Here is a 24,642-nt window from a genome sequence, read left to right as displayed (position 1 = left end):
GATCGCAGTCTAGGAATCCGGGCGACGAGGCGCAATTCGGCGACGGCCCTGCGGAGGTACGCCCTCCCGATATCCATCGCGGTATCGGGCGCCAGGCTTGGCGCCGAGAACGCGCTGGTATCGCCGGGGCGATCGCCGACGGCGCGCCGGGAAGGTTGCGGCGGAAACGGTTGCCAAGCGCGGTGCGAACCGGTAGCGTCGCTTCCCATGCACCGCCTGCCGTCCATCGCCAACAACGCCAACCGCAATAACCGCGGCACGAATTCTCGTGCGCGGCTGCGGGCCCGCGCATAGGCGAAGCGACAAGCGCCAGACGAACGAAGCCCGCGCCGCAAGGCGCGGGCTTTTTCGTGCACGCGAGATTCCTCCTCCGCGGGGCGGGGGAGGGCGAAACGCCAATGTCTTCCTACGACGGAGTTCCTTCGCATGTGCTCGATCTTCGGTATCTTCGGCCTGCAACCCGGCGACGATCTCCCGCGCCTGCGCCGCCAGGCGCTGGAATGCTCGCAGCGCCAGCGCCACCGCGGCCCCGACTGGAGCGGGGTCTACGTCGGCGACGGTGCGCTGCTGGTCCACGAGCGGCTGGCCATCGTCGATCCGGCCGGCGGCGCGCAGCCGCTGCGCTCGGCCGACGGCGCGCTGGCGCTGGCGGTCAACGGCGAGATCTACAACCACCAGGCGCTGAAGGCGCAGTTGCGCGCGCCCTACGATTTCCAGACCGGCTCCGACTGCGAGGTCATCAACGCGCTCTACCGCGAGAGCGAGGCCGATGGCAGCGGCCCGAGCGCGTTCCTGGAGCGGCTCAACGGCATCTTCGCCTTCGCCCTGTGGGACCAGGCGAAGGGCCGGGCGATCATCGCCCGCGACCCGATCGGCGTGGTGCCGCTGTACTGGGGCCACGACCGCGAGGGGCGGCTGCGGGTGGCCTCGGAGATGAAGGCGCTGGTCGATCGCTGCGCCGACGTCGCCCAGTTTCCGCCCGGGCATTGGTACGACAGCGCCAGCGGCGCGCTGGTGCGCTACTACGATCGCCCCTGGCGCGACTACGAGGCGGTGCGCGGCGTCGAGGTGTCGCCGCGCGAGTTGCGCGAGGCCTTCGAGGCCGCGGTGCACCGGCAATTGATGACCGACGTGCCCTACGGCGTGCTGCTGTCGGGCGGTTTGGACTCCTCCCTGGTCGCGGCGGTGGCCGCGCGCTACGCGCGCCACCGCATCGAGGACGGCGACCGCAGCGAGGCCTGGTGGCCGCGCCTGCATTCGTTCGCGATCGGCCTGGCCGGCTCGCCCGACCTCGCCGCGGCGAAGGTCGCGGCCGAAGCGCTGGGTACCGTGCATCACGGTTTCGAGTACACCCTGGAAGAGGGCCTCGACGCGCTGCCGGAGGTGATCCGGCATATCGAGACCTACGACGTCACCACCGTGCGCGCCTCCACGCCGATGTTCCTGCTGGCGCGCCGGATCAAGGCGATGGGGGTGAAGATGGTGCTCTCGGGCGAGGGCAGCGACGAGATCTTCGGTGGCTATCTCTACTTCCACAAGGCGCCCGACGCGCGCGAGTTCCACCAGGAGCTGGTGCGCAAGCTCGACGCCCTGCACGACTACGACTGCCTGCGCGCCAACAAGTCGATGATGGCCTGGGGCGTGGAGCCGCGGGTGCCGTTCCTGGACCGCGAGTTCCTGGACGTGGCGATGCGCATGGACGCCGCGCACAAGATGATCGATGCGTCGCGGGGGCGAATCGAAAAGGCGGTGTTGCGCGAGGCGTTCGAGGGCTACCTGCCGCGCGAGATCCTGTGGCGGCAGAAGGAGCAGTTCAGCGATGGCGTGGGCTACGGCTGGATCGACGGCCTGAAGGCGCATGTGCAGGCGCAGGTCGGCGACCGCGAGCTGGCGGCCGCGGCGCGGCGCTTCCCGCACAACCCGCCGCAGACCAAGGAGGCGTACCTCTATCGCAGCCTGTTCGAGCGCGCGTTCCCGACGCCCGCCGCGGCCGAGACCGTGCCCGGCGGCAAGTCCATCGCCTGCTCCTCGCCGGCGGCGATCGCCTGGGACGCGGCGTTCGCGGCGGCGGCCGATCCGTCCGGCCGCGCGGTGGCGGGGGTGCACCACGCGGCCGCCTGAGCGCCGCGTTCGCCGGCGGCTTGGCGCCGTTTCCACCGTGGGCCACCGTACGGGACCGGCGCCGGCGCAGGGCTTAGACTTGCGCTCCCGTTCCGTCTCCACAGGGCACAACGTGATCATCCATCCCAAGGTCCGCGGCTTCATCTGCACCACCACGCATCCCAAGGGTTGCGAGCTCAACGTGCGCGACCAGATCGCGGCCACGCGGGCGCGCGGCGTGCGCAGCGACGGGCCGAAGAAGGTGCTGGTGATCGGCGCTTCCAGCGGCTACGGGCTGGCCGCGCGCATCAGCGCCGCGTTCGGCTTTGGCGCCGATACCCTGGGCGTGTTCTTCGAGAAGCCCGGCACCGAGAAGAAGCCGGGCACCGCCGGCTGGTACAACGCCGCGGCGTTCGACCGCTACGCCAAGCAGGCCGGCCTCTACAGCCGCTCGATCAACGGCGATGCGTTCTCCGACGCCGCGCGCGAGAAGGCGATCGCGCTGATCCGCGAGGAGATGGGCGGGCAGGTGGACCTGGTGGTGTATTCGCTGGCATCGCCCGTGCGCAAGCTGCCCGACACCGGCGAGGTCAAGCGCTCGGCGCTCAAGCCGATCGGCGCGCCCTACACCTCGACCGCGATCGACACCAATCGCGACCAGATCGTGCAGGCCACGATCGAGCCGGCCACCGAGCAGGAGATCGAGGACACGGTGGCGGTGATGGGCGGGCAGGACTGGGCGCTGTGGATCGAGGCCCTGGACCGCGCCGGGGTGCTGGCCGAGGGCGCCCGGACCGTCGCCTTCAGCTACATCGGCACCGAGATCACCTGGCCGATCTACTGGCACGGCGCGCTCGGCCGCGCCAAGGCCGATCTCGACGCCACCGCGCGCCGCCTGGACGCGAAGCTGGCGGCGCGGGGCGGCGCGGCGAACGTGGCCGTGCTGAAGTCGGTGGTCACCCAGGCCAGCGCGGCGATCCCGGTGCTGCCGCTGTACATCGCCATCGTCTTCAAGGTCATGAAGGCGCAGGGCCTGCACGAAGGGCCGATCGAGCAGCTCGACCGCCTGTTCCGCGAACGCATGTACCGCGAGGACGGCCGCCCGGCCGAGCTCGACGACGCGGGCCGGCTGCGGCTGGACGACTGGGAGCTGCGCCCGGAGGTGCAGGACGCCTGCAAGGCGCTGTGGCCGCAGGTCACCACCGAGAACCTGTTCGAGCTGACCGACTACGCCGGCTACAAGCACGAGTTCCTCAAGCTGTTCGGCTTCGACCGCGACGACGTGGACTACGACGCCGAGGTGGATCCGGTGGCGAACTTCGACGTCGTCGAGCTCTGAGCGGCCGGGGCCGGCCGCCGTGCCGGCCCTGCAACGATTCGTCCCGCCGCCGGTCCTGTTGCGCGGACGGCGGCGTCCTTAGTCTGCTGCCTGCATTCATCCTTCACCCCCACCGCAGGCACGCATCATGAGCAATCCCTTCATCGAAGCCAGCCGTCGCCGCCGTACGCAGTACGCGCTCGGCGACCGGCTGCCCCTGTCCCAGGACGAGACCGCCGAGCTGATCAAGGAAGCGGTCCGGCTGTCGCCGTCGTCGTTCAACTCGCAGAGCTCCCGCGCGGTGATCCTGTTCGGCGCGCAGAGCCGGCGCTTCTGGGAGATCGTCAAGGACGCGCTGCGCGCGATCGTGCCGGCCGAGTCCTTCGCCGCGACCGAGCAGAAGATCGACGGTTTCGCCGCCGGCGCCGGCACCGTGCTGTTCTACGAGGACCAGGACGTGGTCAAGGGGCTGCAGGCGCAGTTCCCGCTGTACGCCGACAACTTCCCGGTGTGGTCCGAGCACGCCAGCGCGATGGCGCAGTTCTCGGTGTGGACGGCGCTGGCCAACGCCGGCATCGGCGCCAGCCTGCAGCACTACAACCCGCTGCCGGATGCCGCCGCCGCCGCCGAATGGTCGCTGCCGGCCAGCTGGACGCTGCGCGCGCAGATGCCGTTCGGCTCCAACGAGGCGCCGATCGGCGACAAGACCTTCATCGACGACGCCGAACGCTTCCGCGTCTTCGGCTGATCCGCGGCCGCCGGCCGCCCAGGCGCTCGCGCGGCTACGGCGCGGGCGTCAGCCGCAGGCGGTGCGCCGCCTCGCCCGGAAGGAACGGTGCGGGGCGGCCCTGTACCCAGTCCGCATGGCCGGCACCCCAGAACGGCGACAGCGGGTGGCCGCTCTGGCCGCCGGGCATGTGGGCGATGCCCTCGGCCTCGTGGCCCGGCGCGACCACCATGCGCTGCGAGGCGCCGAACGCCGGACCCTGTACGCGCGGCATCATGCCGTCGCCCGGCAACGGGTCGGGCGGCATGCACAGCAGGCGCCGGCCCAGCAGCGGGATCGCGCCCGCCAGCGGGTGGCAGATGGCGGCGGTGTTGCGCTCGCCCCAGGTGCGCTCGCGCAACGGCCCCAGCGCCTCCAGTTCCGCCCGTACCTCGGTCGCGGCGTCCTCGAACAGCGCGGCCCAGCCGTGCGCATCGTCGCGGCAGCGCGCGGGCGCGTCCTCGCGCTCGGCGCAGGCGTAGCGGCGCGGCAGCAGGTGCGCCGGTCGGCGCTGCACCAGCGGCCAGACCACGCCTTCCAGGTTGGGCCAGTCCGGGGCGACGAAGTCCGGACCCAGTGCGGCGCGCGCCGGCGCGGTCAGCCCGTCGGCGATGCGCGCGTGCACCGCCAGCCGCCAGGCGCGCACGATGCGGTAGGCCACGGAGCCGGGCTCGGCCCGGCCCGACCAGTCGCGCGCGGCCTCGGCCAGCGCGTGCAGCGCCGGCGAGCCGGCGTCTCCCGGCGCCACCGGGCGCGCGGCGGTCTCGCGCAGCAGCGTCCACCAGCGCGTCATCAGCAGCGCGCGGTCGTCGAGCTGGATGTCGAGCAGGTCGCGTTCGGCGAAGCGCTCGCGCGCGGCCAGTGCATCGCGGATCTGCCGCGCGCGCGCGCCCAGGGCGGCGCCGCCGTCGCCGATGCGGGCGTAGTCGGCGCCGTCCACGACGCGGCTGTTGGCCGTCCACAGGCGGTCGGCGGCCGGCGAGCGCAGCAGCGGGGAGGCGTCGGTGGCGATCGGCCAGGGCGCGCAGGGCGCGGTGGCATCGAGCGGCAGGAAACCGCCGCAGCCGGCCTCGCGCACCGGGATCGGCCCCAGCAGCCGCCAGGCGATGCGGCCTTCGCGGTCGCCGAGGACGAGGTTCTGGGTGGGCGTCGCGGTGCGGTCGGCGATCGCCAGCGCGTCGTCGAGGTCGCGGGCGAGCGCGAAGTCGGCCAGGCCGAAGTTCAGCGACCCCGGCAGGTGCGCGACCCAGCGCAGCGCCAGCGCGGTGCCGTCGGCCTCGCGATGGAGCAGCGGGCCCCAGGCGGTCTCCTCGACGGTCAGGGTCTCGTCCGTGCCGCCGGCGACCGCGATCCGCTCGACGTGGCGCACCACCGGCACGCAGCCGGACGCCGGCGACGAGGCCTCGCACGGGCGCACGCGCCGCCAGTCCAGGAAGTCGCCGTAGCTGTTGGTGAAGCCCCAGGCGACGCGGGTGTTGCTGCCGACCACCACCGCCGGCAGGCCCGGCAGGGTGAAGCCGGAGACGTCCACGCGGCCGCCGGGCGCGCGCGGGTGCGGGTAGCGCAGGCGCGCGCGGAACCAGATACCGGGCGCGCGCAGCCCGAGGTGCATGTCGTCGGCGACCAGCGCGCGGCCGTCCGCGGTCAGCGCGCCGGAGACCGCGAAGTTGTTGCTGCCGGGTCGCAGGTCGGTGCCGGTGCCCGCCGCGACGAGCGCGGCGAGGCCGCCGCTGCCGCCGGGCTCGGAGCCGGACGGCGCCAGCCCGGGCGCCGCCTCTCTGGCCGGTGGGGCGGGCAGGGTACGCAGGTCCACCGCGGAGGCATCGGGCAGCACCGCGTCGCCGCGCGGCCCGCCGAACAACGGCGCATCCCAGCTGCTGCCGTCGTGGGCGAGCAGGGCGAACAGCGCCGGCGGCAGGTGCGGACGCATCCGCCCGCGCGCCAGCTCCTGTGCGTTGTCGGCGTCCTGCAGGTCGAAGTACATCGCGTAGCCGGTCAGCGCGGCGTCCGCCGCGGTCCACGGTTCCGGCGCGCGGCCCAGCAGCAGGTAGGGCCACGGCCGCACCCGCAGCGCCGCCAGCCCGGCGTTGGCGCCGTCGGCGTAGGCCTCGAGCTGCGCCAGGCGGTCGCCGGCGATCTCCGCCAGCGAGGCTTCCACCCGCGCCCGCATGCGGTGCGCGCGGTTGCGGCGATCGGTCTCCAGCGCGCGCTCGCCGAACAGCGCCGCGAGCTCCCCGGCCGCCACCCGGCGCATCAGGTCCATCTCGAAATAGCGCTCCTGCGCGTGCACGTAGCCCAGCGCGCGGAAGGCGTCGGTCTCGCTGGCGGCCTCCACCGTCACCACGCCGAGCGCGTCGCGCTGGACGGTCGCCGGCGCCGACAGCCCGGGCAGCGCGAACTCGCCGTCGAGCCGGGGCAGGCTGCCGCGCAGCAGCCACCAGGCCAGCGCCGCGGCGGCCAGCGCCAGCACCGCGAGCAGCAGGGCCAGCCGGCCCAGGAGGCGTCCTGTCCGCGATCGCATGGTGGGTCCTCGTCCGGGGGCGTCGACCGATTGTAGGTCGGTGCGGCGACAGCGAGAATGCAAGTCGGACCGATTCGCATCCGATCATCGCCGCGCGCGGATGGGCATACTGCCGCGCATTCCCCCGCGCCGAGACCGCCATGAAGGGTCATCCCGAAGTCGTCGATTACCTCAAGGAGCTGCTGCGCGGCGAACTCGCCGCGCGCGATCAGTACTTCCTGCATTCGCGCCGCTACGAGGACCTGGGCCTGCACCGCCTCTACGAGCGCATCCACCACGAGATGGAGGAGGAGACCCAGCACGCCGACGCGCTGCTGCGGCGCATCCTGTTCCTGGAGGGCGATCCGGACATGCGCCCGCACGCGTTCGAGCCCGGGCGCACCGTGGAGGAGATGCTGCAGAAGGATCTCGATCTCGAGTACAAGGTGCGCGCCGATCTCGCCCGCGGCGTGGCGCTGTGCGAGCGTCACCAGGACTTCGTCAGCCGGCAGGTGCTGGTGGCGCAGCTCGCCGATACCGAGGAAGACCACACCTACTGGCTGGAGCAGCAGTTGCGGCTGATCCGCATGATCGGCCTGCAGAACTACCAGCAGAGCAAGATCGGCGAAGGCGAGGGCGGCCACGCCGGGACGCCCTGAGCGCCGGCGCGGGCCTGTTCGCGCTCCGTGGCGGGCGCAGCCGGCCGGGCGTACGGCCACGCGCAGCGCACGCGATCGGCGGGCACCGCGCCAGCGCGGTTCCGAGCGCGGCGACGGATCCGGACGGCGCTCAGAAGCTCATGAACAGGCCGCCGTTGACCGGCAGGTTGGCGCCGGTGACGAAGCCGGCCTCCTCGTCGACGAGGAAGGCGACGGCGCGCGCGATCTCCTCCGGGCGGCCGAGGCGGCCCACCGGAACCTGCTCGACGATGCCGGCGCGGATCGCCTCGGGCATGCGCATGACCAGCGCGGTCTCGCAGTAGCCCGGCGAGACGGTGTTGACGGTCACGCCCTTGCGCGCGACCTCGCGCGCCAGCGCCATGGTGAAGCCGTGCATGCCGGCCTTGGCGGCGGAGTAGTTGGTCTGCCCGAACTGTCCGGTCTGGCCGTTGACCGAGGACAGGTTGACGATGCGGCCGAAGCCGCGCTCGACCATGCCTCCAACCGCGTGCCGGCACAGGTTGAACACGCTGCCCAGGTTGACGTCGACGACGTCCTGCCACTGCGCCCGGTCCATCTTGCGCAGAGTGACGTCGCGGGTGATGCCGGCATTGTTGACCAGCACGTCCAGCGCGCCGTGGCGCGCCTGCACGTCGGCCACGAAGCGGCCGCAGGCGTCGAAGTCGGCCACGTCGAGCGCGGCGAACTCCACCTCCAGGCCGTGCATGGCGGTCTCGAACGCGGCGAGGCGTTCGGCCTGCCCGTCGAGGTCGGCGGCGACCACGCGGTGGCCGGCGCGGGCCAGGTGCCGGCAGATGGCGGTGCCCAGCCCGCCGAGTCCGCCGGTGACGACGGCGATGCGTTTGCTCATGGGAATGCTCCGGAAGCCGGAAGGGGATGGCGACGATCGAATCGGCGCCGGGCGCCGTGCGGGGGGCCCGGCGTGGCCGCTCGCGCGGGCTCGGCCTGCCCGGATGCCGTCGCCGGTCGGCGTGTCGGATCCGGGCGGGCGCTCAGCGGCCGCGCTTGTCGCCGGGCTTGTCGGTGCCGGGCGCGCGGCCCACGCTGCCGATCAGGTTCTGCTGGAACTCCTGCCACAGCTCCAGGTTGCGCTCGGTGAGCTTGTTCATCATCGACCAGGGCGTCTGCCCCAGCAGCCCGCTCATCTGCTGGCGGAACTGCTGCTGCTGGTCGAGGAAGGTCTGCATGGAGCGCTCGAGGTAGGTCGCCATGAAGCCCTGCAGCGAGTCGCCGTAGAAGCGGATGATCTGGCTCAGCAACTGCGTCGACAGCATCGGCTGCCCGTCCTGCTCGTGCTCGGCGATGATCTGCAGCAGCACCTGGCGGGTGAGGTCGTCGCCGCTCTTGGCGTCGCGTACCTCGAAGTTCTCGCCGTCCAGGATCAGCTGGCGCACGTCCTCGATGGTGATGTAGCTGGAGATCTCGGTGTCGTAGAGGCGGCGGTTGGGATACTTCTTGATGATGCGCAGATCGCTCATGAATCGAAGGCCTGGCCGTATTGCCCCGCAGCATGGCCCACGCCGGAAGCCGGCGCAACTTGGACCATCGTCCGGGGGCCGGCCCCGCGCATTCAGCGCGGGCGCCGGCGGCTACCAGCCCATGTACTGCCCGCCGTTGGCCGACAGGTTGGCGCCGGTGATCCAGGCCGCCTCGTCGGGGAGGAAGAAGGCCACCGCGTAGGCGATCTCGTCCGGCGTGCCGAGGCGGCCGGTCGGGATCTGGGCGACGATCTTCTCGCGCACCGGCTCGGGCACCGCCATCACCATGTCGGTGCCGATGTAGCCGGGGGAGACGGTGTTGACGGTGATCCCGAAGCGCGCGTTCTCCTGCGCCAGGGAGATGGTGAAGCCGTGCATGCCGGCCTTGGCGGCGGCGTAGTTGGCCTGGCCGTACTGGCCCTTCTGCCCGTTGATCGAGCTGATCTGCACGATGCGGCCCCACTTGCGCTCGCGCATGCCCTCGATCACCGGCCGGGTCACGTTGAACACCGAGTTGAGGTTGGTGTTGATGACCTCCTGCCACTGCTGCGCGGTCATTTTGTGGAAGGTGGTGTCGCGGGTGATGCCGGCATTGTTGATCAGGATCTCGACCGGCCCGAGCTCGGCCTCGACGTCGCGCACCATGCGCTCGGCGTCCTCCGGCGAGGACACGTCGCCCGGGACCAGGGTCGCCTCGCAGCCGCTCTCGCGCATCTTCCGCAGCCAGGCCTGCGCGCGCGCCTCGTCGCGGTAGTTGGTGGCGACGCGGTGGCCGGCGGCATGCAGCCGCCTGCAGATCGCGGTGCCGATGCCACCGGTGCCGCCCGTGACGAGGGCCACTCTTGAGGTCATGTGTGCGTCTCCTGGGATGCGCTGTCGGGAAGAGGTCGTCCCGATTCTAGGCGTCCCGCGCGGCCGGGGCGTTGTGCGTTGCGGCGAGCGGATCGGGGGTGTCGCGCGGGATCCGGGCGGGCTGGAACGCGGCAAGCGCCGCGGCCAGCCACGCGGCCGGATCCGCCGGCGCGCTCGCCAGCGGCGCCTGGCCGAGGAAGCGCCAGGCGGCCTCGAGCGCGGCGACGGGCGCGTCCTCGATGGGGGCGGCGCCCTGCGACTTCGAGAGCTTGCGCCCGGCGCCGTCGCGCCGCAGCGGCAGGTGCGCGTAGGCGGGCGTCGGCAGGCCGAGCAGCCGCTGCAGCAGGATCTGCCGCGGCGTGGAGTCCAGCAGGTCGGCGCCGCGGACGACATCGGTGATCCCCTGGTCCGCGTCGTCGACGACCACCGCCAGTTGGTAGGCCCACAGGCCGTCGGCGCGGCGCAGCACGAAGTCGCCGACCTCGGCGTGGACGTCCTGCCGGACCCGGCCGTGGACGCCATCGTCGAAGGCGATCGTGCAGCCGGGCGGTACGCGCAGCCGGATCGCCGGATCCGGCCGCCGCGCGCCGGGCGCGCAGGCGTGGTGCGGGCCCCCGCGCGCGGCCAGGTCGGCGCGGCTGCAGTGGCAGACGAAGGCGTGGCCGGCATCGAGCAGTCGCGCCAGCGCCGCGGCGTAGTGCGCGCCGCGCGCGCTCTGCCGCAGCACCGGGCCGTCCGGGACCAGGCCCAGCCGGTCGAGCGCGGCCAATTGCGCCTGCGCCGCGCCCGGCACCTCGCGCGGCGGGTCGATGTCCTCGATGCGCACCCGCCACTCGCCGCCGGCGCGGCGCGCCATCAGCCAGCTGCCGAGTGCGGCGACCAGCGAGCCGGCATGCAGCGGCCCGGTGGGCGAGGGGGCGAAGCGCCCGCGGCGCGGCGCGGGAGGTGCGGGGACGGGCATCGGGCGGGGGGCTTGCGCGGCGAGGCGCGCGCGGTTTCACTTGAATTTACAACGCCAGCCCTTATCTGGTGAACCGCCTGCGGCCGCGCGCCGCGACACACGACGACGGACACCCCCACGATGTTCAGCCGAATCGCCCTGTTCCTCGCCACCAACCTCGCCGTGCTGGCGCTGGTCAGCATCATCATGGCCATCTTCGGCATCGACCCGGCGACCAACGCCGGCCTGTTGATGTTCGCCGCCATCTTCGGCTTCGGCGGCGCCTTCGTCTCGCTGGCGCTGTCGAAGTGGAGCGCCAAGCGCGGCACCGGCGCGCACGTCATCGAGCAGCCCGCCAACGAGACCGAGCGCTGGCTGGTCGAGACCGTGCGCCGCCAGGCCGAAGCCGCCGGCATCGGCATGCCCGAGGTCGCGATCTACGACGCGCCCGAGATCAATGCCTTCGCCACCGGCGCCAACCGCAACAATGCGCTGGTCGCGGTGTCCACCGGCCTGCTGCGGGCGATGGACCGCGACGAGGCCGAAGCCGTACTCGGCCACGAGGTCGCCCACATCGCCAACGGCGACATGGTCACCATGGCCCTGCTGCAGGGCGTGCTCAACACCTTCGTGATCTTCCTGGCCCGCATCGTCGGCCGCGCGATCAGCAACTACCTCGGCCGCGAGGGCGGCGGGCTGGCCTACTACGGCATCGTGTTCGTGCTGGACATGGTCTTCGGCCTGTTCGCCAGCATGATCGCGATGTGGTTCTCGCGCCGCCGCGAGTTCCGCGCCGACATCGGCGGCGCGCAGCTGGCCGGCCGTCACAAGATGATCGCCGCGCTGGAGCGCCTGGGCCAGACCTACGGCCACAACACCCTGCCCAAGCAGGTCGCGGCCTTCGGCATCAGCGGCGGCGTCGGCCACGGCCTGAAGCGCCTGCTGATGAGCCACCCGCCGCTGGAGGAGCGCATCCAGGCCCTGCGCGACGCCCCGCTCGCGCAGGAGGGCGGCGTCCGGCAGCGGGCGATCTGACGGGCGGGGGGCCCAGAGGCCAGGGATCGGAGGCCAGGGGCCAGGGAGAAGCCGAGTCCTGCCTTCGGACCGCATGCGAAGAGCCCGCCGCGAGGCGGGCTTCTTCTTTGCCCCTGGCCCCTGAGCCCTGGCCCCTGACCCCCGCCTCACTCGAAGTCGTAGTCCATCCGTGGACCGGGCGCGGCCAGGAACCTGCCTTGCACGTAGTCGATGCCGGCGGTGAACAGGATCGACATGCTGGCCGCGTCCTGGACCGCGTCGGCGATGGTGCGGATGCCCAGCTCGCGGGCCCTGGCGACGATCTCGTCGATGCGGCGCTGGTTGTCGGGATTCTGCGGCAGGTCCTCGCTGAAGCTGCGGTCGAGCTTGAGCAGGTGCGGCTGCAGGTGGGCCAGCAACTGGAACGAATCCAGCCCGATGCCGAAGTGCTCCAGCGCCAGCCGGCAGTCGTAGCGGCCGATCGCCTCGGCGAAGTCCCGGGTGGCCTTGAGGTGGGTGAACACCTTGGCCTCGGGCAGTTCCAGCACCAGGTATTCGCCCGGCACCTGCTGCTTGGCCAGCTGCTCGCCGATGTAGCGCACCAGACTGTCGTCGTGCAGCGAGGCCTGGCTGATCTTGACCAGCAGGGTGGTCGGCCTGCCGGCGCGCATGCGCTCGCCGATGCGGGCGATGGCCTGGCCGACCACGTGGTGGTCGATCTCCCACAGCAGGCCGTGTTCCTCGGCGATCTGCAGGAAGGTCAGCGGCTGCACCAGCTCGCCGTCGCCGGCGTCCAGCCGCAGCAGTGCCTCGTACATCGCGCCGGTGTCGCCCTGCAGGCTGACCACGGGCTGGTAGTGCAGGACGAAGCCGTCGCGGTCGAGGGCGTCGCGCAGGCGATCCACCCAGGCCTGCACGTGCTCCTCCTCGGCGCGGTCGGCCGCGGCGGGGTCGAAGATCTCGCAGCGGTTGCCGCCCACGCCCAGCGCCGAGGCCACGCCGGCGTCGGCGCGCGCCAGGACCTGGCTGACGCTGGCGATCTTCTCGCCGATCTGCACGCCGCCGATGCTCGCGGTGACCACGCTGGAGTGCGCGCCGATCTGGAACATCTCGCCGGCGAAGGCGGCCCGCACCCGTTCGGCCAACGCTTCGGTGGCGGCGTAGTCGGCGTCGCGCAGCAGCACCGCCAGCCGGTGCTCGGCGTAGCGCGCGGCGATCGCGTCCTCGCCGATCGCCGCGCGCAGGCGCTCGGCCAGCGCCGCCAGCATGGCGTCGGCGGAATCCAGGCCGATCTCCTGCAGCAGGCGCTGGTAGTGGTCCGGCTCGATCAGCAGCAGGCCGTGGGTGCGGTTGTCGGCGGCCGAGGCCGAGACCGCGTCCTCCAGCGCGCGCAGGAAGGTGGGGCGGTTGAGCAGGCCGGTGACCTGGTCGCGCCTGCGCAGTTCCTCGACCTGGCGGGCCAGTTCCGGATCCACCTCGGCGCGGCGGAAGATCACCTGCAGGCAGGGCTCGCCCTCGTACTGGGCGGCGGTGAACTCCATCGTCGCCGGGAACGGGTTGCCCTCGGCGTCGCGCGCCTGCACCTCGTAGCGCGGCGGCGGCGGCTGGCCGCGCGAGAGCTCCTTGAGCAGCTGCTTGAAGTCGTCCAGCTGCTGCGGCGCGACCATGTCCAGCAGCGACATGCCCTCGATGTCCTCGAAGTCCGACAGCCCCAGCATCTCCAGGTAGGCCGCGTTGGCGCGGATGTGCATGCCCTCGTGGATGTAGGCGATCGGGTCGCGCGAGGAGTCGATCAGCGCATCGCAGCGGCGCTCGGTCTCGCGCACGCGGGCTTCCAGCCGGCGCAGCGAGCGCCGCGCCTCCAGGTCGCCCCATTCGCTGCGCACCAGCGCCAGCAGCAGTTGCGGGCGCTGGCGCGGGGCGACGTGGCGCGCGCCCAGGGTCAGCGCCTCGACGAAGCTCGCCTCGTCCACCGCATCGCTGACGGCGATCAGCGGGATGTCCTTGCCGCTGGCCTGGACCCGCTGCGCGACCTCCGCCAGCGGCAGCGCGCCCGGCCGCTGCGCGGCCAGCACCAGGTCGATGGCCTGCCCGGCCAGCAGCGCCTCCAGTTCCTCGGCCCCGGACGGCCGCAGCGGCCGCACCGCGATGCCGGCGTTGCGCAGGCAGCTGACGATGGCCTCGGCATCCTCGACGCTGTCGTCCACCAGCACCAGCCGGAGTGGGTTGTCCTGCTTCGCCATGCGGCTCTCCCCGGAGCGGTTCATGCCCCCGCGGCGCGCGACGCGCCCCGGAGGCGGGCGTTATGCCACGGGCGCGCGGCGGCGTCCACGGCGAAGGGCGGGCCTACAGCGGGCGCTTGGACGCGTCGCCGGCCACCTCGCGCACCAGTTTCGGCACCAGATAGCCCGACAGGCGCTCGCGCAGCGCGGCGTGCAGCGCCAGCGCGCGGGCGTCCTCGACCTCGAAATGGGCCGCGCCGGCCACCCGGTCGAGCTGGTGCAGGTAGTAGGGCAGCACGCCGCCGGCGAAGCCGCGCTCGGACAGCGCGGCCAGCGCCTCGACGGAATCGTTCACGCCGCGCAGCAGCACGGCCTGGTTGAGCAGCGTCGCGCCCGCCGCGCGCAGGCGCGCCATCGCCGCATCGACCGCGGGATCGAACTCGTTGGCGTGGTTGGCGTGCACCACCACCGCCACCGGCCAGGGCAAGGCGGCCAGCCAGCCGGTCAGTTCGGCGTCCACCCGCTCGGGCAGCACCACCGGCAGCCGGGTATGGATGCGCAGGCGGCGCAGGTGCGGCGCCTGCCGGGCCAGCGCGGCGGTCAGCTCGGCGAGCTTGGGCGTGGCCAGCGACAGCGGGTCGCCGCCGGACAGGATTGCCTCGTCGAGGTCCGGATCGGCGGCGATGGCCTCGACCGCGCCGCGCCAACCGGCGGCGGCCGCGGTCTCCTCGGCGTAGGGGAAGTGGCGACGGAAGCAGTAGCGGCAGTGCACCGCGCAGCTGCCGGTGGCCACCAGCAGGGCGCGGCCGCGGTACTTGCGGATCACCCCCGGCGCCGCGCGCGCGGCGCCGTCGCCGACCGCGTCCAGGCCGAAGCCGGGAACCGGCCGCAGTTCCTCGTCCAGCGGCAGCACCTGGCGCAGCAGCGGGTCGGCGGGATCGCCGTGGCGCATGCGCGCCACGAAGCCGCGCGGCACCCGCAGCGGGAACTGCGCCGCGGCCTCGGCGGGCACCCGTGCGGCCAGGGCCTCCAGCCCCAGCAGGGCCAGCAGTTCGCGGGGATCGCGCACGGCCTCGCGCCAGGCCTGCTGCCAGCGCCGCGGCTGCATGGGAAGGGGGGCTGCGGGTATCATGTCGGGCTATCGCGTGCGCCCGGGCCCCGGGCGCGAATCCGACATTCTATCCCCGCCGCGGCGGGCAGCAGGAGCAACGATGGCCAGCTACGGCATGAACGACGTCAAGAACGGGATGAAGATCCTGGTCAACGGCGAGCCCGCGATCATCACCGACACCGAATACGTCAAGCCGGGCAAGGGCCAGGCCTTCACCCGGGTCAAGTACCGCCAGATCCGCACCGGCCGGGTGCAGGAAATCACCATGAAGAGCACCGACTCGGTCGAGGCGGCCGACGTGGTGGACACCGACATGCAGTACCTGTACTCCGACGGCGAGTACTGGCACTTCATGCAGCAGGAGACCTTCGAGCAGGTGCAGGCCGACAAGGCCGGCATGGGCGGCGCCGAGAAGTGGCTCAAGGGCGAGGAGGACTGCGTGGTGACGCTGTGGAACGGCACGCCGATCCAGGTCACCCCGCCCAACTTCGTGGAGCTGAAGATCGTCGAGACCGATCCCGGCGTGCGCGGCGACACCTCCGGCGGCGGCGGCAAGCCGGCCACGCTGGAGACCGGCGCGGTGGTCCGGGTGCCGCTGTTCGTGGGCCAGGACGAGGTCATCAAGGTGGACACCCGCTCCGGCGAATACGTCAGCCGGGTCAAGTAGCGGTCCGATGCCGCCGACGCGCCGACCGCATCGCCTCGCGCGCGCCGGCGCCCGCAGGGCGCGGCGCGCGGGCGGTGCGCTGGCCGCGATCGCGCTGCTGGCGTGGCTGCCGGCGTGGCTGCCGGCGGGCGCGCAGGTGCAGCAGGCGGCCTGCGACGCCGCGAGCGTGGCCCTGCTGACGGCCGGAGCGGCGCAGGCGCCGGTCGACACGATCTGCCGCGACTGGCCCTACGATCCGGCGATCCGCCTGGCCGCGGCGGTGTTCGCCGAGGCCGGCGCCGACGGCGCCGACGAAGCGCCGCTGCGGCTGCTGACCGCGATGCTGGACCCGGTCGCGGGGCGCGTGCTGGCCCGGCACGCGCGCACGCTCGAGCAGGACGCGGCATTCGCGCTGCGGCCCGGCGGCCTGCGGCTGGACACCGCCCGCTACGACCTCGCCCCCGGCGTGCGCGCCTTCGGCGTGGTGCTGTCGAACGCGGCGCGCGGGCCCAGCTGCCCGGAGCGCGGCTTCGACCGCGAACTGACCCTGATGGTGCGCGACGGCGACGCGCTGCGCCCGGTGTTCTCCACCTGGCTCGACAGCTGGGCGATGGTCGAGGGCAGCGCCTGCGCGTGGGGGCCGCAGCGCACCGTGATCGACCGCGCGCGCGCGGTGCTCACCGTGCAGCCGCCGGGCGAGCGCGCGTTCTCCGATCTGGCGCTGACCGCGATCGTGTCGCGCGAGACCGCCGAGCGCGGCGAAGCGGTCGGAACCCGCGAACGCCGGGTCCGCCGCGTGCTGCGCTACGACGGCGACGCCTATGCCACGGACCCGTTCGATAATCTGTTCTTCTGGAGCGAGAAAGGTGGCTGAGGGAATGACCGCAACCCCGAGCGAGACCTGCGACCTGCTGATCGAGGCCGGCCACGTGGTGCCGGTGGAGCCGCACGCGGTGGTGCTGGAAGACCACGCGGTGGCGGTGCGCGACGGCGCGATCGTCGCGGTGCTGCCGCGCGCCGAGGCGCGCGCGCGCTTCCGGGCCGCCGAGGTGGTGTCGCGGCCGGACGCGGCGCTGATCCCCGGGCTGGTCAATGCCCACACCCACAATCCGATGACGCTCTTGCGCGGGGTCGCCGACGACCTGCCGCTGATGGTCTGGCTGCAGGAGCACATCTGGCCGATCGAGGGCGCGGTGATCGGCCCGGAGTTCGTCGCCGACGGGGTGACCCTGGCGATCGCCGAGATGCTGCGCGGCGGCACCACCTGCGTCAACGAGAACTACTTCTTTCCCGACGTGCAGGCCGCGACCTACAAGCGCCACGGCTTCCGCGCCCGGGTCGGGCTGCCGGTGATCGACTTCCCGACCGCCTGGGCCAGGAGCGACGACGAGTACTTCGATCGCGCCGGCGAGGTCCACGACCAGTGGCGCGACGATCCGCTGATCTCGACCGCGTTCGCGCCGCACGCGCCGTACACCGTCAACGACGCCAACTTCGAGCGCGTGCGGATGCTGGCCGACCAGCTCGACGTGCCCGTGCACCTGCACCTGCACGAGACCGCGCAGGAGGTCGAGCAGTCGCTGAAGGCGCACGGGCAGCGCCCGATCGCGCGGCTGGACCGGCTGGGCCTGTTCAACGACCGCCTGATCGCGGTGCACATGACCCAGCTGACCGAGGCCGAGATCCGCCTGTGCGCCGAGCGCGGGGTGAGCGTGGTGCACTGCCCGGAATCCAACCTCAAGCTGGCCTCGGGCTTCTGCCCGGCCTGCGCGCTGGCGCGCGCCGGCGCCAACCTGGCCATCGGCACCGACGGCTGCGCCAGCAACAACGACCTCGACATGTTTGGCGAGACCCGCACCGCGGCGATCCTCGCCAAGGCGGTGGCGCAGGACGCCGCCGCGCTGGACGCCGCCTCGGCGCTGCGCGCCGCCACCCTGGGCGGGGCGCGGGCGATCGGGCTGGACCACCTGGTGGGCTCGATCGAGCCCGGCAAGCAGGCCGACCTAGCCTGCGTGGACCTGTCGGCGCTGGAGACCCAGCCGTTGCATCATGTGCACTCGCAACTGGTCTACGCCACCGGCCGCCACCAGGTGACCGACGTGTGGATCGCCGGCCGCGAGCGCCTGCGCGACCGCGTCCTGGTCGGCCTGGACCCGGAGGCGCTGGTCGCCAACGCCCGCGAGTGGCGCGGGCGCATCGCCGCGCTGGGCCGTTGAGCGCCGGCGCCCCCTCCATCCCCCGGGAGTCCGCCATGACCGCCGAGACCGTCCACAACTACCGCCAGGAAGAACTGGACAAGTTCTCCGCCCTCGCCAACCGCTGGTGGGACCCGGACGGCCCGCAGAAGCCGCTGCACGCGCTCAATCCCGCGCGGCTCGAGTACGTGGCCGAGCGCGTGCGGCTGGACGGGGCGCGGGTGCTCGACGTCGGCTGCGGCGCCGGCCTGCTGAGCGAGGCCATGGCCCTGGCCGGCGCCGAGGTCACCGCGATCGACCTCGCCGCCGACCTGATCCGCGTCGCCCGCCTGCACGCGCGCGAGAGCGGGGCGGACATCGACTACCGCGTGCAATCGGCCGAGGCGCTGGCCGAGGCCGAACCCGGCGCCTTCGATGCGGTCACCTGCATGGAGATGCTCGAGCACGTGCCCGATCCCGGCGCCATCCTGGCCGCCTGCGCGCGGCTGCTCAAGCCCGGCGGGCGGCTGTTCGTGTCCACCCTCAACCGCACCCCGGCGGCGTTCGCGCTGGCGATCGTGGGCGCGGAATACGTCGCCCGCCTGCTGCCGCGCGGCACCCACCGCTATCGGGACTTCATCCGCCCCTCCGAGCTCGCCGCGTGGCTGCGCGCGACCGGCCTGGCGCTGGAGGACGTGTCCGGGCTGATGTACGAGCCGTGGCGCGGCAGCGCGCGCCTGGTCTCGCGCACCGACGTCAACTATCTCGCCTGCGCGCTCAGGCCGGAAGCGGCGCCATGAGCGGCGGCCGCTTCCCGCGCACGGTGCTGTTCGACCTCGACGGCACCCTGCTCGACAGCGCGCCCGACATGCTGGCCACGGTCAATCGCATGCGCGAGCGCCGCGCGCGGCCGCCGATGCGGCTGGAGGAGCTGCGCCCGCACGTTTCCAAGGGCGCCCGCGCGATGTCGGCCGCGGCCTTCCCCGATGCCGACCTGGCGGCGCGGCAGGACATGATCCCGGAGTTCCTGGCGATCTACCGCGAGGAACTCGGCCGCCACGGCGGTCCGTTCGAGGACGTCGAGGCGCTGTTGCAGGCGCTGGAGGACGACGGCGCGGTGTGGGGCGTGGTGACCAACAAGCCCGAGTACCTCGCCAGCGAAGTGCTGCGCGCGCTGGACTGGCAGTTTCGCTGCAAGGTGCTGGTGGGCGGCGACTCGCTGGCCGAGCGCAAGCCACACCCGCTGCCGCTGCTGCACGCCGCGCGCGCGCTGGAGGCCGAGCCAGGCGCTTGCGTGTACGTGGGCGACGACGAGCGCGACATCCAGGCCGCGCGCGCGGCCGGCATGCCCTCGGTGGTCGCCCTGTGGGGCTACCGGCTGGGCGACGACCTGCCGCAGGACTGGGGCGGCGACGTGCTGGTGGATCGGCCGGGCGAACTGCTCGATCCCGCGCGCTGGCCCGCGCGCCGCGCCTGAGCGCGGGCACATCGCCGCGATCCGCGCATGACCGCTCCCGATGCCCGCGAAGCCCCGGAGGCCTTCATCGACAAGTTCCGCTCGCGCTGGCCGGAGTGGACGGTGGCGATCGCCTTCGTGCCCGCCGAGCGGCGCCCGGCTACGCAAGCCTGGCTGGCGCTGGGCGAGGAGTTCGCGGATGCGGCCTGGGCCGGCGCCGAGGCCGCGCCAGGCCTGGCCAAGCTGGCCTGGTGGCAGGACGAACTGCAGGGCTGGAGCCGCGGCGCGCGGCGCCATCCGCTGGCGCAGCGGCTGCGCGCGCAGGCGGTCGACTGGGTGGCGATGGGGCGCGCGCTCAACGTGCTGCCGGCCACGCGCGAACTCGACGGCGCGCGTGCGCTTGCCGCGCTGCAGCCGCTGGCCGAGGCCCTGGCCGCGGCCGACGCGGCGCTCGCGGGGGATGCCGGCCCGGCGATCGCGTCCGACGCCGACCTGCTGGGCGCCGCGCTGCTGGCCGAGCGGGCGCTGCGCCAAGGCGGCCGCGACGAGGCCCGCCGCGTGCTCGACGCCTGGCCGCAGGCGCGCGGCGCCGGCCGTCGCGTGCGCAGGATCCAGGCCGCGCTGCTGCGGTACCGGCTGGAGGCCATGGCGCGCGGGCGCGAACCCGCGCCGCTGCCGGCATGGCGGGTGCTGCCGGTGGCCTGGCGCGCCGCGCGCGGCTGAAGCGGCGCGGCGCCTATCGCCGCGACAGGCGCCGGGAATCGCCACAACGCAGCGTTTCGGGAGCGTCCGGGCGGCTGCCGGTACACTGGGCGCCCGTTTCCGCCGCCCCCACGGTGTCCTGTGACGCAGCGCCTGTCCCCCGTTCCGTCCCATCCTCTGCCCGACGTCGCCGGCGACGCCGCCTACGCCGCGCGCGCGCTGGACTGGGTCGGCATGGACCGGATCGCGCTGCCGCTGCGCCTGCCGGCCGCGGCCGGCGAGCCGGCGCTGCAGGTGCCCGCCGAGGTCGACGTGGCGGTGGACCTGCGCGACCCGGACGCGCGCGGCATCCACATGTCGCGCCTGTACCTGCGGTTGCAGGACGCCTTCGCCGGCGAGGCGCTCACGCTCGCCGGCCTGCGCCGGGTGCTGCAGGACCTGGTGGAATCGCAGCGCGGCCTGTCCGGCGCGGCGCGGCTGACCCTGCGCTACGACCACCTGCTCAAGCGCCGTGCGCTCGCCAGCGACAACGCCGGCTGGAAGCGCTATCCGGTCGAACTGGAGGCGACCCTGGCCGACGGGCACTTCCGCGCGGTGCTGGCGTTCTCGGTCGAGTATTCGAGCACCTGCCCGGCGTCGGCGGCGCTGTCGCGGCAGCTCAATGCGGCGCGTTTCGCCGAGGACTTCGCCGCCGCCAGGCCGCTGTCGGCGCCGGCGGTGACGGACTGGCTGGCGTCCGAGCGCGGCCTGGCCGCCACCCCGCACGCCCAGCGCAGCCGCGCCGAGGTGCGCGTCGAACTGCGGCCGGCCTTCGACGAGCTGCCGCTGGCCGAGCTGGTCGACGCCCTGGAAGCCGGGCTCGGCACGCCGGTGCAGACCGCGGTCAAGCGCGAGGACGAGCAGGCCTTCGCCCGCCTCAATGCCGAGAACCTGATGTTCTGCGAGGACGCCGCGCGCCGGGTCGCCGCGGTGCTGGCGGCCGACGAGCGCGTGGCCCGCTTCGAGGCGCGGGTGTCGCACTTCGAGAGCCTGCATCCCCACGACGCCGTGGCGCGCGTCAGCGGTTAGCCGCGCCGCTCCGTCGCGTTCGCGCTCGGGGCCGCCGGCCGCGCGCCGCCGGCGCCGCAGGTCAGGGCGTCCGCTCCAGCACCAGCTGCGGATCGATGCGCACGTCGAACCAGTTCATCCCCCAGTGCAGATGCGGGCCGGTCGCGCGCCCGGTCGCGCCGACCGCGCCGATGACCTGGCCCTGCTCGACGCGGTCGCCGACGCGCACGTCCAGCCGCGACAGATGCAGGAAGTTGGAGCTGATGCCGTGGCCGTGGTCGAGCAGCACGGTGCCGCCGGTGAGGTAGAGATCGGGCGCGGCGAAGGTCACGATGCCGCCGGCCGGCGCCTTGACCGGGGTGCCGGCGGGCGCGGCGATGTCCATGCCCGAATGCGGCGAGCCGGGCCGGCCGTTGTAGACGCGGGCGCGGCCGAAGCGGCCGCTGATGCGGCCCTCCACCGGCTGGATGAAGCGCTGGGCGAAGTCGGCGCGGTCGTCGTTCCGGCTGCGCTGGGCGCTGACCTGCGCCTGCTCGCGGCGGATGCGCTCGGCGATGGCCGGCGGCGGGTCCACCGTGGCCGGCGGCACGCCATCCACGCGCTGCAGCGGCCAGTCGCGCGGATCGATGCGGATGGACACGGTCTCGGCGCGGCCGTCGGGCCGGGTCACCGTCACCTGTGCCGGGCCTTGCGCATCGCGCCCGATGCCCAGCGCCACGCTGCCGTAGCCGGTCACCCGCAGGGTGCGGCCGGCGTACTCGACGCGGCTGCCCGGCGGCACCTTGCCGATCACCAGCGCGCCCTGCTGCACGGCGGCGGGAAACACCACGCGGTCGTCCTGCGCCGTCCGCGCCGCGGCCGCGCCCAGCAGCAGCGTGGCGGCCAGCGCGGCCAGCGCCCGCAGCGCCGCGCGCCGGATCAACGCGCGAACTCCAGCCGCCGGCCCCCGGCCGCGCCGACCAGGCGCTCGCCGTCCCAGGCCAGCGCGCCGTTGACCCAGGTCGAGGCGATGCGGCTGCGGAAGGTGGTGCCCTCGAACGGCGACCAGCCGCACTTCGACAGCACCTGCTCGCGGGTCACGGTGAACGGCGTGTCCTCCACCAGCACCAGGTCGGCCCAGTAGCCTTCGCGCAGGAAGCCGCGCTCGCGCACGTCGAACAGCTGCGCGGGCGCATGCGCGAACTTGCGCACCACGGTGGCGATGTCGAAGTGGCCCTCGTGCACGCATTCCAGCGCCGCCACCAGCGCGAACTGCACCAGCGGCAGGCCGCTGGGCGCGCGCACGTAGGCCTGCTGCTTCTCTTCCCAGGTGTGCGGCGCGTGGTCGGTGGCCAGCACGTCGATGACGTCGTCGGCCAGCGCCTGTTGCAGCGCGGCGCGATCGGCGGGGTCCTTGATCGCCGGGTTGCACTTGATCTGGTGGCCGAGCCGGCCGTAGTCGGGGCGGGCGAAGCGCAGGAAGTGCACGCAGGTCTCGGCGGTGATGCGCTTGCGCACGCGGCCGTCGGCGTCCACCAGCGGGCCGCGCTCGAACAGCGCCAGCTCGTCGGCGGTGGAAATGTGCAGCACGTGCAGGCGGGTGCCGTGGCGGCGCGCCAGCTCCAGCGCGAGCCGGGTGGATTTCAGGCAGGCCTCGCGCGAGCGGATGTCGGGATGGCACTCGGCCGGGATCTCGTCGCCGTAGCGCTCGCGGTACTGCGCCAGCAGCGCCTCGATGGTCGGCGTGTCCTCGCAGTGGGTGATGATCGGCACCGGCGTCTCGCGGAAGATGCCGTCCAGCGTCTGCGGATCGTCGACCAGCATGTTGCCGGTGGAGGCGCCCATGAACACCTTGACGCCGGGCGCCGTCTTCGGGTCCAGGGTGCGCACGGCCTCGAGGTTGTCGTTGCTGGCGCCGAGGTAGAAACCGAAGTTGGCGTGCGCGCGCCCCGCGGCGCGGTCGTACTTGTCCTGCAGCGCGGCCGCGTTGAGGGTCGGCGGGCTGGTGTTGGGCATGTCCATGAAGCTGGTCAGGCCGCCGGCGACCGCGGCCGCCGACTCGCTGGCGATGTCGGCCTTGTATTCCAGGCCCGGTTCGCGGAAGTGGACCTGGTCGTCGATCATCCCCGGCAGCAGCCAGCGCCCGGCGGCGTCCACCACGCGCTCGCCGGCGCGCGCCTCCAGGCCGGAGCCGATGGCGGCGATGCGCCCGCCGGAGATGCGCAGGTCGCCCTCGGCGACCCGGCCCTCGTTGACCAGGCGGGCGTTGACGATGAGGGTGTCGGTCATGGCTTCGGATCCGGGTGGGGCATCGGCACGGGATCGTGCCCGCCTGGGTGGAGGGGATGGCAGCGCGAGAGCCGGCGCAGCGCCAGCCAGCCGCCCTTGAACGCGCCGTAGCGGGCGATCGCGGTCATCGCGTATTCCGAACAGCTGGGCACGAAGCGGCAACGCGGTCCCAGCAGCGGGCTCAGCAGGCGTTTGTACAGGCGCAGGAGGGCGATGAGCAGGCGATCGATCACGATGTCTGCGCGGCGTGAACGTGGGCGCGTCGGGCGCGGTTGCCGCTGCAGCCGCCGCAGGGTATAACAGCCCGCTTTCCCATCCAAGGGAATCGAGGACGGAACGACGTGGCAGTGAAGAAAACCGCTCAGAAGTCCGCCAAGACGGCGGCGAAGAAGGCCCCGGCGAAGAAGGCTCCGGCGAAGAAGGCTCCGGCGAAGAAGCCGGCCGTCGCCAAGGCCCCGGCGAAGAAGGCCACGCCGAAGAAGACGGCAGCGAAGCCGGCCCCGGCGAAGGCCGCGCCGAAGCCGGCGCCCGCGAAGAAGGCTCCGGCGAAGAAGGCCCCGGCCGGCAAGCCGGTCGCGGCCGCGAAGGCGCCGGCGAAGAAGGCTGCCGCCCCGGCCAAGGCCGCCGCGCCCGCGCGGCCGGTCTCGAAGAAGCCGGTCGCCAAGGCGGCCAGCGTGGCGAAGAAGGTCGCCCCATCGGTGCCGGCCGGCCAGGACGAGACGTCCCAGGCCACGGCCAAGGCGCAGGCGGCCAGGCAGGCGTCCGACGCGGCGCCGGCCAAGGGCCCGCGCCCGGCGGGCAAGGTCGCGGTGGCGGTCACCGCGCGGCCGACGAAGCCGGCCCCCAAGACGAAGTACAAGGTCGTGGAATACAGCGTCGATCCCGAAACCGGCCGCCCGATCGTGCCGGAGGGCTACAAGCCTTCGCACGACGAGGAGTACATGAGCCCGCTGCAGCTCGAGTACTTCCGCCAGCGCCTGCTGCAGTGGCGCGCGGACCTGGTCGAGGAGTCCAAGCAGACCATCGAGAACCTCAAGGAAGAGGTGCGCGACGTCGGCGACGAGGCCGAGCGCGCCACCCGCGAGACCGAGAACTCGCTGGAACTGCGCACCCGCGACCGCTACCGCAAGCTGATCGCCAAGATCGACAGCACGCTCAAGCGCGTGGATTCGGGCGAATACGGCTACAGCGTGGATTCCGGCGAGGAGATCGGCCTGGACCGCCTGGAGGCCCGGCTCACCGCCGAGCGCACCATCGACGAGCAGGAACGCTGGGAGCATCTGCAGAAGCAGATGGGCGACTGATTTCGCGGCCATCGGTTCCCGCGCACGCGGGGATCGTGCGGGCGGTGCGGTATCCGCCGTGCGC

At 73.2% G+C, this 24,642-nt stretch carries 22 protein-coding genes and 1 pseudogene; 13 read left to right on the top strand and 10 right to left on the bottom strand.

Annotated features, from left to right (window positions below):
• Positions 1-426: 426 nt before the first annotated feature.
• From asnB to Z164_RS0110555, 3 genes are all read left to right on the top strand, one after another.
• A complete protein-coding gene (gene asnB, locus Z164_RS0110565) occupies positions 427-2,121 on the top strand; it encodes an asparagine synthase B (protein WP_024890666.1) in 1,695 nt (564 codons plus the stop codon).
• Positions 2,122-2,233: 112 nt separating this feature from the next.
• A complete protein-coding gene (fabV, locus tag Z164_RS0110560) occupies positions 2,234-3,439 on the top strand; it encodes an enoyl-ACP reductase FabV (RefSeq protein WP_024890665.1) in 1,206 nt (401 codons plus the stop codon).
• Between the two features lie 127 nt (positions 3,440-3,566).
• A complete protein-coding gene (locus Z164_RS0110555) occupies positions 3,567-4,166 on the top strand; it encodes a nitroreductase family protein (protein ID WP_024890664.1) in 600 nt (199 codons plus the stop codon).
• 34 nt (positions 4,167-4,200) lie between these two features.
• On the opposite strand, the gene Z164_RS0110550 is transcribed toward Z164_RS0110555, so the two are convergent.
• On the bottom strand, positions 4,201-6,705 hold the full coding sequence (locus tag Z164_RS0110550; protein WP_024890663.1) for a penicillin acylase family protein: 2,505 nt from the start codon (positions 6,703-6,705) through the stop codon (positions 4,201-4,203).
• Between the two features lie 140 nt (positions 6,706-6,845).
• On the opposite strand from Z164_RS0110550, the gene bfr reads away from it, so the two are divergent.
• Positions 6,846-7,343, top strand: coding sequence for a bacterioferritin (gene bfr / locus Z164_RS0110545; protein WP_024890662.1), 498 nt, complete (start codon positions 6,846-6,848; stop codon positions 7,341-7,343).
• A 130-nt stretch (positions 7,344-7,473) separates the two neighbouring features.
• On the opposite strand, the gene phbB (Z164_RS0110540) is transcribed toward bfr, so the two are convergent.
• The 4 genes and pseudogenes from phbB (Z164_RS0110540) to gluQRS all read right to left on the bottom strand — a co-directional run bounded on the left by phbB (Z164_RS0110540) (position 7,474) and on the right by gluQRS (position 10,655).
• Entirely contained in the window at positions 7,474-8,214 is a 741-nt protein-coding gene (gene phbB, locus Z164_RS0110540; protein ID WP_024890661.1) for an acetoacetyl-CoA reductase, read from the bottom strand.
• A gap of 142 nt (positions 8,215-8,356) precedes the next feature.
• Positions 8,357-8,910: pseudogene (phaR, locus tag Z164_RS0110535) on the bottom strand (polyhydroxyalkanoate synthesis repressor PhaR).
• A gap of 43 nt (positions 8,911-8,953) precedes the next feature.
• Entirely contained in the window at positions 8,954-9,694 is a 741-nt protein-coding gene (gene phbB, locus Z164_RS0110530; protein WP_024890659.1) for an acetoacetyl-CoA reductase, read from the bottom strand.
• Between the two features lie 46 nt (positions 9,695-9,740).
• A complete protein-coding gene (gene gluQRS, locus Z164_RS0110525) occupies positions 9,741-10,655 on the bottom strand; it encodes a tRNA glutamyl-Q(34) synthetase GluQRS (RefSeq protein WP_024890658.1) in 915 nt (304 codons plus the stop codon).
• 120 nt (positions 10,656-10,775) lie between these two features.
• Here gluQRS and htpX point away from each other — a divergent pair, with 120 nt between their 5' ends.
• Positions 10,776-11,669, top strand: a complete 894-nt coding sequence (gene htpX, locus Z164_RS0110520) for a protease HtpX (RefSeq protein WP_024890657.1) — start codon at positions 10,776-10,778, stop codon at positions 11,667-11,669.
• Positions 11,670-11,815: 146 nt separating this feature from the next.
• On the opposite strand, the gene Z164_RS0110515 is transcribed toward htpX, so the two are convergent.
• Positions 11,816-13,891 carry an EAL domain-containing response regulator gene (locus Z164_RS0110515; protein ID WP_024890656.1) on the bottom strand — a complete coding sequence of 692 codons (2,076 nt, stop codon included), beginning with the start codon at positions 13,889-13,891 and terminating at the stop codon, positions 11,816-11,818.
• A 103-nt stretch (positions 13,892-13,994) separates the two neighbouring features.
• Entirely contained in the window at positions 13,995-15,002 is a 1,008-nt protein-coding gene (gene epmB / locus Z164_RS0110510) for an EF-P beta-lysylation protein EpmB (protein WP_024890655.1), read from the bottom strand.
• A 79-nt stretch (positions 15,003-15,081) separates the two neighbouring features.
• Here epmB and efp point away from each other — a divergent pair, with 79 nt between their 5' ends.
• The 7 genes from efp (at position 15,082) to folE2 (ending at position 21,027) form a co-directional block, all read left to right on the top strand.
• Positions 15,082-15,648 (top strand): elongation factor P, encoded by a 567-nt coding sequence (gene efp, locus Z164_RS0110505; RefSeq protein ID WP_024890654.1) that lies wholly within the window; start codon positions 15,082-15,084, stop codon positions 15,646-15,648.
• Between the two features lie 7 nt (positions 15,649-15,655).
• On the top strand, positions 15,656-16,501 hold the full coding sequence (locus Z164_RS0110500; protein ID WP_052338409.1) for a PA3715 family protein: 846 nt from the start codon (positions 15,656-15,658) through the stop codon (positions 16,499-16,501).
• Positions 16,502-16,505: 4 nt separating this feature from the next.
• Complete coding sequence (locus Z164_RS0110495) at positions 16,506-17,843, top strand: TRZ/ATZ family hydrolase (protein ID WP_024890652.1); 1,338 nt, start codon at positions 16,506-16,508, stop codon at positions 17,841-17,843.
• Between the two features lie 35 nt (positions 17,844-17,878).
• On the top strand, positions 17,879-18,601 hold the full coding sequence (gene ubiG, locus Z164_RS0110490) for a bifunctional 2-polyprenyl-6-hydroxyphenol methylase/3-demethylubiquinol 3-O-methyltransferase UbiG (protein WP_024890651.1): 723 nt from the start codon (positions 17,879-17,881) through the stop codon (positions 18,599-18,601).
• A complete protein-coding gene (gph, locus tag Z164_RS0110485) occupies positions 18,598-19,278 on the top strand; it encodes a phosphoglycolate phosphatase (protein WP_024890650.1) in 681 nt (226 codons plus the stop codon). Before ubiG ends, gph begins: the two co-directional genes overlap by 4 nt.
• A gap of 27 nt (positions 19,279-19,305) precedes the next feature.
• Positions 19,306-19,980: a hypothetical protein gene (locus tag Z164_RS0110480; RefSeq protein WP_024890649.1), complete on the top strand. Its 675-nt coding sequence runs from the start codon at positions 19,306-19,308 to the stop codon at positions 19,978-19,980.
• 120 nt (positions 19,981-20,100) lie between these two features.
• Entirely contained in the window at positions 20,101-21,027 is a 927-nt protein-coding gene (gene folE2 / locus Z164_RS0110475) for a GTP cyclohydrolase FolE2 (protein ID WP_024890648.1), read from the top strand.
• A 61-nt stretch (positions 21,028-21,088) separates the two neighbouring features.
• On the opposite strand, the gene Z164_RS0110470 is transcribed toward folE2, so the two are convergent.
• The 3 genes from Z164_RS0110470 to yidD are packed head-to-tail and all read right to left on the bottom strand — an operon-like array spanning position 21,089 to position 23,507.
• Complete coding sequence (locus Z164_RS0110470) at positions 21,089-21,925, bottom strand: M23 family metallopeptidase (RefSeq protein ID WP_024890647.1); 837 nt, start codon at positions 21,923-21,925, stop codon at positions 21,089-21,091.
• Positions 21,925-23,274 (bottom strand): dihydroorotase, encoded by a 1,350-nt coding sequence (locus Z164_RS0110465; protein ID WP_024890646.1) that lies wholly within the window; start codon positions 23,272-23,274, stop codon positions 21,925-21,927. The genes Z164_RS0110470 and Z164_RS0110465 overlap by 1 nt, the downstream gene beginning before the upstream one ends.
• The gene (yidD, locus tag Z164_RS0110460; RefSeq protein ID WP_024890645.1) at positions 23,271-23,507 is read right to left on the bottom strand and encodes a membrane protein insertion efficiency factor YidD; all 237 of its coding nucleotides are present in this window, start codon (positions 23,505-23,507) and stop codon (positions 23,271-23,273) included. The genes Z164_RS0110465 and yidD overlap by 4 nt, the downstream gene beginning before the upstream one ends.
• Positions 23,508-23,615: 108 nt before the next feature.
• Between yidD and dksA the strand changes: the two genes are divergently transcribed.
• Positions 23,616-24,578 carry an RNA polymerase-binding protein DksA gene (gene dksA, locus Z164_RS21935; protein WP_081770148.1) on the top strand — a complete coding sequence of 321 codons (963 nt, stop codon included), beginning with the start codon at positions 23,616-23,618 and terminating at the stop codon, positions 24,576-24,578.
• The last annotated feature ends 64 nt before the right edge of the window (positions 24,579-24,642 follow it).

It is taken from the genome of Luteimonas huabeiensis HB2 (assembly GCF_000559025.1).
GTDB lineage: Bacteria > Pseudomonadota > Gammaproteobacteria > Xanthomonadales > Xanthomonadaceae > Luteimonas > Luteimonas huabeiensis.
Note: the sequence above shows the minus strand (reverse complement) of the source record. Positions and strands in the feature narration are given on the sequence as shown.